8 protein-coding genes are annotated in these 8,479 nt (G+C 70.4%); 4 read left to right on the top strand and 4 right to left on the bottom strand.

Going from position 1 to position 8,479, the window contains the following annotated elements:
- From ACZ4O3_RS22450 to rfbC, 4 genes are all read left to right on the top strand, one after another.
- Positions 1-1,069 (top strand): MFS transporter (locus ACZ4O3_RS22450; RefSeq protein ID WP_467723836.1); only part of this gene is annotated, 1,069 nt, incomplete at its 5' end.
- 8 nt (positions 1,070-1,077) lie between these two features.
- Positions 1,078-1,662, top strand: a complete 585-nt coding sequence (locus ACZ4O3_RS22445) for an isochorismatase family protein (protein WP_362731863.1) — start codon at positions 1,078-1,080, stop codon at positions 1,660-1,662.
- Between the two features lie 148 nt (positions 1,663-1,810).
- Entirely contained in the window at positions 1,811-3,838 is a 2,028-nt protein-coding gene (locus tag ACZ4O3_RS22440; protein ID WP_467723834.1) for a glycosyltransferase family 2 protein, read from the top strand.
- 5 nt (positions 3,839-3,843) lie between these two features.
- The gene (gene rfbC, locus ACZ4O3_RS22435) at positions 3,844-4,437 is read left to right on the top strand and encodes a dTDP-4-dehydrorhamnose 3,5-epimerase (protein ID WP_467723833.1); all 594 of its coding nucleotides are present in this window, start codon (positions 3,844-3,846) and stop codon (positions 4,435-4,437) included.
- Between the two features lie 51 nt (positions 4,438-4,488).
- On the opposite strand, the gene ACZ4O3_RS22430 is transcribed toward rfbC, so the two are convergent.
- From ACZ4O3_RS22430 to ACZ4O3_RS22415, 4 genes are all read right to left on the bottom strand, one after another.
- A complete protein-coding gene (locus ACZ4O3_RS22430; protein WP_467723831.1) occupies positions 4,489-5,301 on the bottom strand; it encodes a class I SAM-dependent methyltransferase in 813 nt (270 codons plus the stop codon).
- Positions 5,302-5,462: 161 nt separating this feature from the next.
- A complete protein-coding gene (rfbD, locus tag ACZ4O3_RS22425; RefSeq protein WP_384989049.1) occupies positions 5,463-6,344 on the bottom strand; it encodes a dTDP-4-dehydrorhamnose reductase in 882 nt (293 codons plus the stop codon).
- Entirely contained in the window at positions 6,341-7,342 is a 1,002-nt protein-coding gene (gene rfbB, locus ACZ4O3_RS22420) for a dTDP-glucose 4,6-dehydratase (RefSeq protein WP_467723830.1), read from the bottom strand. Before rfbB ends, rfbD begins: the two co-directional genes overlap by 4 nt.
- A complete protein-coding gene (locus ACZ4O3_RS22415; RefSeq protein ID WP_362728303.1) occupies positions 7,339-8,406 on the bottom strand; it encodes a glucose-1-phosphate thymidylyltransferase in 1,068 nt (355 codons plus the stop codon). Before ACZ4O3_RS22415 ends, rfbB begins: the two co-directional genes overlap by 4 nt.
- Positions 8,407-8,479: the final 73 nt, after the last annotated feature.

Below are 8,479 nucleotides of genomic sequence, written 5' to 3'. Positions count from 1 at the left end.
GGTCGTCACCGGTCGGATGGGGGCGCGGCCCCCCTCGTGGGGGGTGTGGATCACGGCGCTCGCACTGCTCGTCTCCGGGACTTCGGCGCCGCACCCGGCGCCCGGGCGGCGGCCCGCGCTCGCCGTGTCCGCCCAGACCGTGGCCGTGATCGGTCCGACGCTGGGCGGGGTGCTGATCGGCGCCGGCGGCTGGCACCTGGTGTTCACCGTCAACGTGCCGCTCTCCGCGGCCTGTCTGGTCCTCGGCGTGAAGTGGCTGCCGAGGACCGGCACCCCGGGGCGGCGCCAGGGCATGGACCTGCCCGGCATGGCGCTGTTCGCCGTCCTGCTGGTCTCGCTGATGCTGTTCCTGATGAGCCCGCGGCCCGGCCTGTGGTACCTGCCGGCGCTGACCGTGGCCGCCGCCGCGGCCTTCGCGGCCCGGGAGCTGCGGGCCCCCGCTCCGTTCGTCGACCTGCGGGTCCTCGGCGGCAACGTCCCGCTCGTCGTCACCTACGTGCGCCAGTTGCTCGCGTACACGACCGCGTACGCCTTCCTGTACGGCTACACGCAGTGGCTGGAGCAGGGCCGCGGCCTCAGCGCCTCCACGGCCGGGCTCGCGCTGCTCCCGCTGTCGGCGGCCGCACTCGTCACCGCCACGCTCACCGGCCGCCGGGAGGCGGTCCGCTCCAAGCTGGTGACCGGCTCCGTGCTCCAGATCGCCGGCTGCGCGGCCCTGCTGCTGGTCTCGGCCGGCAGTCCGGTCTGGCTGCTGCTCGCGGTCGGCGCGCTGCTCGGTGTACCGCAGGGCCTGCTCGGACTCGCCGCGCAGACGGCGCTGTACCGGCAGGCCGACCCGGAGCGGATCGGCTCGGCCGCCGGGCTGCTGCGCACCTTCATGTACCTCGGCGCGCTGGGTGCCTCCGCGGCCACCGCGGCGTTCTACCCGCACCGCGCCGACACGGGCGGGCTGCACGGCCTGGCCCTGTTCATGCTCGCCGGCTCCGTACTGCTGCTGGCGATCACCCTGCCGGACCGTTCGCTGGCCCGGCTCACCCCCCGACTCCCCCAAGCCCCCCGAAAGGCCTGATCCACCCCATGTCTTTGACCACGCTCGACCCGCGTACCGCCCTTGTCGTCATCGACCTGCAGCAGGGCATCGTGGCCATGCCCACCCAGCCGTACTCCGGTGCCGAGGTGGTGGCCCGCAGCGTCGAGCTCGCCGACGCCTTCCGCGCCCGGAACCTGCCCGTGGTCCTGGTCCGGGTGTCCTTCGCCGCCGACGGCGCCGACGCAGTCCCCGGCCGCACCGAGCGCCAGCCGCGCGGTCTCGCCTTCCCGCAGGGCTGGGACGTCGTCGTCGACGAGCTCTCGGGCCACGACGGCGACATCCGGGTCACCAAGCACAACTGGAGCGCCTTCCACGGCACCGCCCTGGACGACCAGCTGCGCCGCCGGGGCGTCACCCAGATCGTCCTGACCGGCGTCGCCACCAGCATCGGCGTGGAGTCCACCGCCCGTGACGCCTACGCGCACGGCTACCACGTGACCCTGGCCACCGACGCCATGGCCGACGCCGACCCCGAGGCGCACCGCGGCAGCGTGGAGCGGATCTTCCCGCGGCTGGGTGAATCCGGCAGCACGGCCGAGGTCCTGGAGCTGCTGGCCAAGACCCACGGCTGAGCGGGTCCTTTGACACCCTGCTGACCCTTCACGACCCGGTCTTGACCCAGGAGTGAGAAACCCCGTGGCCAAGACCGGGTTAGCATTCGGCCACACGTACGTGCCGTCCAGGAGAACGGACGGCCTATCCAGGGGGCTAGGAAGCCGGATGCCGGTCAAGGTCAGTGTTGTCGTCCCTGTTTACAACCCGGGGCCCTATATCGAGGACTGCATCGCCTCGGTGCTGCGGCAGTCGCTGCCGCGTGACGAGTACGAAGTGATCTTCGTGGACGACGGTTCCAGCGACGGCACACCGGCCCGGCTCGACGAGGTGGCCGCCGAGCACCCGCACATCCACGTCATCCACCAGGAGGCCTCCGGCTGGTCCGGCAAGCCGCGCAACGTCGGCATCGAGGCGTCCAAGGGCGAGTTCGTGATGTTCGTCGACAACGACGACTTCCTCGGCGACGAGGCCCTGGAGCGGATGTACGACTACGGCGTCGCGAACGAGGCCGACCTGATCATCGGCAAGATGGCCGGCAAGGGCCGTCCCGTTCCGGTGGAGCTGTTCCGCCGCAACCACCCGCGGGCCACCGTCGAGAACGCCCCGCTGATGGACAGCCTGACCCCGCACAAGATGCTGCGCAGGTCCTTCCTGGACCGCATCGGGCTGCGCTTCCCCGAGGGCCGCCGGCGCCTGGAGGACCATGTCTTCGTCGCCGAGGCGTACCTGCGCGCGTCGAACATCTCCGTGCTCAGCGACTACGTCTGCTACTACCACCTCAAGCGCGACGACGCCTCCAACGCCGGCTTCCAGCGCTTCGACCCGGTCGGCTACTTCGCCAACCTGCGGGAGGCGCTCGACGTCGTCGAGCGCTACACCGAGCCCGGCCCCAAGCGGGACAAGATGTTCCGCCGCTGGCTGCGCAGCGAGATGGGCGAGCGGCTGCGCGGCAACCGCTTCCTCAAGCTGCCGGACGACTACCGCCGGGAGCTCTTCGACGAGATCCACAAGGTGATCGCCGAGCGCATGGGCCCCTCCGTGTTCGCGCTGCTGGAGCCGGCCCACCGGGTGGTCACCGAGCTGGCCGGCGCCGGCCGCTACGAGGACGTGCTCGCGCTCGCCGAGTGGGAGGCGTCCATCGGCCCCTCGACGGCCCTGGAGAGCATCGCCTGGGAGGGCGGCGCGCTGAAGGTCGACTTCACGGCCGAGTACAGCGCGGACGGCGCGCCCAAGACCTATCCGGCGGACACCGCCGTGGTCCCGCTGGACGGCCCGCCCGAGACGGTGGCCGACGCCGTCGCGTGGCTGGAGGGCAGCACCGCCGCCCGTTTCGGGAAGGCCAACGTCGACCTGATGATGCGGGAGCGCGAGACCCACGCGCAGTTCTTCCAGCCGGTCGAGATCACCCGTGAGACGGTGCCCGTCGAGGGCGAACCCGGCCGGGTCCGGCTGGTGGTCAGGGCCACGGCCACCGTGGACCCGGCCACCGCCGCCAGCGGCACTCCGCTGCCGGCCGGCCTGTGGGACGCGTTCGTCCGGCTGACCATAGGCGGCTGGACCCGGGAGTACCGGCTCTTCCCGGCGTCCCGGGAGCCGTTCCCGGCGATGCCGTCGCCGGGCGTGGTCGGCGGCCTGCGGGTTCTGCCGTACTGGACGGTCAAGGACAACTTCGCGCTCGACGTCGACATGGCGGGCAAGCGGCTGGGCTTCGACGCGTTCACGCCCGAGGACTTCACCGTGGCGGGCGACCGGCTGCGCGGGGCACTGCCCTTCCACGTCGCCGGTGACGTCAAGGCGTCGGTACGGCTGACGGGACCGAAGCCCGCCGCCGAGGTGCTGGAGGTGCCGGCCACGCTCTCGCCCGCCGGGAGCGGCGGCGCGGTGCTCGACGCCCCGCTGCCGGTGCGCTCGCTCCAGGAAGGCGGCTGGCGGCTCGCGCTGTGCCTGGTCGCGGACGCGCCCGAGCCGCGCTTCTTCACGCTGCCGCTCGTCGTGCGCAACTCCCCCGAGGGCCTGAAGGTGGCCAAGCCGGCTCCGAAGAAGCCCGCGGCGGCGGCGCCCAAGCCCGCCGCCAAACCGAAGCCCAGGCCGAGCGCGGCGCGCCGCCTCGCCCGCAAGCTCCCGTTGCCGGTGCGCCGCGCACTGGTCAGGGCCCTGGGCAAGGGCAAGCCCGCACGACAGGAAGGCAAGTAGGAACCGTGCGACCGCTGGACATCGAAGGCGCCTGGGTCCAGGAGCCGAAGGTCTTTCCCGACGACCGGGGCAGCTTCCACGAGTGGTTCAGGGCCGGGGAGTTCCGTGAGGCTCTCGGCTACGACCTCGACCTGGCGCAGGCCAACTGCTCGGTCTCACGGCGGGGTGTGCTGCGCGGCATCCACTTCGCCGACGTGCCGCCGAGCCAGTCCAAGTACGTCAAGTGCGTGCGCGGGGCGGTGCTGGACGTCGTCGTGGACATCCGGGTGGGCTCCCCCACGTTCGGCCGCTGGGAGGCGGTCCGGCTGGACGAGGACAACCGGCACGCCGTGTTCCTCTCGGAGGGCCTCGGGCACGCGTTCATGGCGCTGACCGACGACGCCACCGTGGTGTACCTGTGCTCGGCCGGATACGCGCCGGGACGCGAGCACGGCATCGACCCGCTCGACCCGGAGCTGGGCATCGAGTGGCCCGAGGACGTCGAGCCGGTGCTGTCGGAGAAGGACGCCGAGGCGCCGTCCCTCGCCGAGGCCGCGGCGTCGGGGCTGCTGCCGTCGTACGCGGACTGCCTGGCGTACTACGAGCGGTTGCGGGCCTGAGCACGCCGAGGGGGGCCGAGCCGCGGCTCGGCCCCCCTCGGGCGGGCGGTGTCAGGACTTGGCGTACCGCTGTTTCAGCGCGCTGCGCTTGTTGCTGCCCTCGGCATTCCTGCCTTTTTCGATGATCACCAGGTTGTGGTAGAAGTGCATGCCGACGATATTGAGGTCGGTGTACGTGGGCTGATAGTTCTCGGTCACGAATTCTTCGTAATTCAGCCCGTCCGTCAGCCGCTTCAGCATCCCCATACTGGTGTGCGCCGCCTCGAGATCCTCGCTGCCCTGCCATTCGGGCCAGTACGACGACTGCGTGTCCTCGACGATGTAGATGCCACCGTCCTTGAGCCGGGGGAAGAGCGTGGCAAACGTCGTGAGCACATGCGGACTGCGGTGACTGCCGTCATCGATGATGACGTCCAGTTCACCGATCTTGTCGACGACGGCGTTCAGGGACGACGGATCGGACTGGTCTCCGATGAACGTCGTGATGCGGTCCTCGTCGACAAATGACTTGTCCTGGATGTCCATTCCGAAAATCTGCGCCTTCGGGAAGAACTGCTTCCACATGCGCAGTGAAGCACCACCCTGACCTGGCCTGTTGTACCCGCCGATGCCGATTTCCAGCAGATTGAACGAATCGTTCCTCAGGTGCCCGAGGTGGCGCTGGTAGTGCTGTGTGTAGCGGTGTATCCCCCACTTGTCCGTCTTGAAGTGCTGGGCGAGTTTGTTGAGATCCCCGGAGATCGCGTCGAGCCCGGTCGGCTTTGCCGGCCCGGCCGGCCGGGCGGACAGGCGCCGCTTCAGTCGTCGCAGGGCCCGCACATTCTTCTCACCCAGTACGGACTTCACGGTCGCTCGCATCGACATCGCGGGACAAATCCTTTCCCTATCCGACCCACAAGACATTCAAAGCATCATCGTAGTGATGAAGTCGGATCCACAAGTGGTGAACGCCACAGAGTACGGAAAGTCTGTCCGGCAGGCCCGGCATTGACGACTGTGGGGCACCCGAGGGTGCCCCACAGCTTTTACAGCGAGAGCTCCTTGCGCAGGAGCGGCAGCGCCTCGCGCAGCGCCGCCCGCCAGTCACGCGGCGGTTCCAGGCCCACCTCGGCCCACCGGTCGTGACCGAGGACGCTGTACGCGGGGCGGGGGGCCGGCCGGACGAACGCCGCACTCGTGGTGGGACGCACCCGCTCCGGGTCGGCGCCGAGCAGCCGGAACACCTCGCGGGCCAGCTCGCACCAGGTGGCCGCACCGGAGCCGGTGCCGTGGAAGACGCCGTGCGCGCGGGCGTCCCGCCCGAGGCGCGGGCCGAGGTCGGCGATCAGGGCGGCCAGGTCGGCACTCCAGGTGGGCTGGCCGCGCTGGTCGTCGACGACGTCGAGGGTGTCCCGGCGGGACTCGAGTTCGATCATCGTGCGCACGAAGTTCTTTCCGTGCGTTCCGTACAGCCAGGCCGTACGGACCACCGCGCTCGCACCCGGGAGCTCCGCGAGGACGGCTCGCTCGCCGACGAGCTTGGTGCGGCCGTAGGCGGTGCGCGGACCGGTGCGGTGGTCCTCCGGGTACGGCGTGGTGCGGGCCTCGCCGTCGAAGACGTAGTCCGTGGAGACGTGCACCAGGCGGGCGCCGTGCCGGGCGGCGGCGCGGGCCAGCAGGCGCGGGCCCTCGCCGTTGATCAGCAGGGCCCGCTCCTCGTCGGTCTCGGCGTCGTCGACGGCCGTGTACGCGGCGCAGTTCACCACCAGGTCGGGCCGGTGCCCGGCGAGTGCCGACTCCACCGAGTCGGCACTGGTGACATCGAGGTCGGCGCGGCCGAGGGCCACCACCTCGGCGTCCCGGCGGGTGAGTTCCTCGACCATGTCGTGGCCGAGCATTCCGCCCGCGCCGGCGACGAGCCACTTCATCGGTGCTTCTCCTGCTCCTTGCGGGATTCCAGGGCGGCGCGTTCCTTCAGCGGCTCCCACCAGTCCCGGTTGTCGCGGTACCAGGCGACGGTGGCGGCGAGGCCGGAGGTGAAGTCGTGCCCGGGGGTGTAGCCCAGCTCGTCGTGGATCTTGCTCCAGTCGACGGAGTAACGCTGGTCGTGGCCCTTGCGGTCGGCGACGCGGTCGACCCGGTCCCAGCCGGCCCCGCAGGCGTCCAGGAGCAGTCCGGTGAGTTCCTTGTTGCTCAGCTCGGTGCCGCCGCCGATGTTGTAGACCTCGCCGGCCCGGCCGCCGGTGCGGACCAGGTCGATGCCCTGGCAGTGGTCCTCGACGTGCAGCCAGTCACGGACGTTGCTGCCGTCGCCGTACAGGGGCACGTTCCTGCCGTCGAGGAGGTTGCTCACGAAGAGCGGGATGACCTTCTCGGGGAACTGGTGCGGCCCGTAGTTGTTGGAGCAGCGGGTGACGCGGACGTCCAGGCCGTGGGTGCGGTGGAAGGCCAGCGCGAGCAGGTCCGAGGAGGCCTTGGAGGCGGAGTACGGCGAGTTCGGCTGGAGCGGGTGGGTCTCGGGCCAGGAGCCGGTCTCGATGGAGCCGTAGACCTCGTCGGTGGAGACGTGCACGAACGGGCCGACGCCGTGGCGCAGGGCCGCGTCCAGCAGGGTCTGGGTGCCGACCACGTTGGTGCGGACGAACGCGCCGGCCCCGTCGATGGAGCGGTCCACGTGCGACTCGGCGGCGAAGTGCACCACCTGGTCGGCCTCGGCCATGAGCTTGTCGACCAGCTCGGCGTCGCAGATGTCGCCCTGCACGAAGGTCAGGCGCGGGTGCGCCTCGGGCAGGTTGGTGAGGGTGCCCGCGTAGGTGAGCTTGTCGAGCACGGTGATGTGCGGCGCGTCGGGGGCGCCTTCGGCGAGCAGGCCGCGGACGTACGTGGAGCCGATGAAGCCGGCGGCGCCGGTGACGAGGAGATTCATGAACGGATCTGCACCTTGCTGTGGTCTCCGAGGACGAGGCGGTGGGCGCTGGGGGTGCCGGCGGCGGGGGTCACCTCGACGTGCCGGCCGATCAGCGAGGACTCGATCCTGCCCACCCCGTCGATGGAGGAGTCCCGCAGCACTATGGAGAACTCCAGCTCGCTCTGGGTGATCCGGCAGTTCTCGGCGATCGACGTGAAGGGGCCCACGTAGGAGTCGCCGACGACGGTCCCGGCGCCGATCACGGCCGGACCGACGATCCGGGAGTTGGTGACGCTGGCGCCCGCCTCGACGACCACCCGGCCGACGATCTGGCTGGCCTCGTCGACCTCGCCGTCGATGCGCGGCTCCTGCGCCTCCAGGACGGTCCGGTTGACCTCCAGCATGTCGACGACGTTGCCGGTGTCCTTCCAGTAGCCCTTGATCACCGTGGAGCGCACGTCGGCGCGCTGGTCGATGAGGTGCTGGATGGCGTGGGTGATCTCCAGCTCGCCGCGCCAGGACGGCTTGATGGCGCGCACGGCGTCGTGGATGGCCGGCGTGAACAGGTAGACGCCGACCAGCGCGAGATCGCTCTTGGGCTCCTGCGGCTTCTCCTCCAGACCGACCACCTGGCCGTCGGCGTCGAGTTCGGCGACACCGAAGGCCCGCGGGTTGGGCACGTGGGTGAGGAGGATCTGCGCGTCGGGCCGGGTCTCGCGGAACTCGCCGACCAGGCCGCTGATGCCGCCGACGATGAAGTTGTCGCCGAGGTACATGACGAAGTCGTCGTCACCGAGGAAGTCCCGCGCGATCAGCACCGCGTGGGCCAGGCCCAGCGGACGCTCCTGGGGGATGTAGGTGACGTCGAGGCCGAACTTCGACCCGTCGCCGACCGCCTCCTCGATCTCGGCGGCGGTGTCGCCGACGATCATCCCGACCTGGGTGACGCCCGCCGCGGCGAGGGATTCGAGCCCGTAGAACAGCACGGGTTTGTTCGCCACCGGCACGAGCTGTTTCGCCGATGTGTGGGTGATCGGCCGAAGCCGTGTGCCGGCACCGCCGGAGAGCACCAAAGCCTTCATTCACTACACCTTATAGGTGAACATCTGGTTGAGACGTTCTTCTGTTTTCCTGCTGGGTTACGACAGTATGGCC

Source organism: Streptomyces sp. NPDC026515, assembly GCF_055567595.1.
Note: the sequence above shows the minus strand (reverse complement) of the source record. Positions and strands in the feature narration are given on the sequence as shown.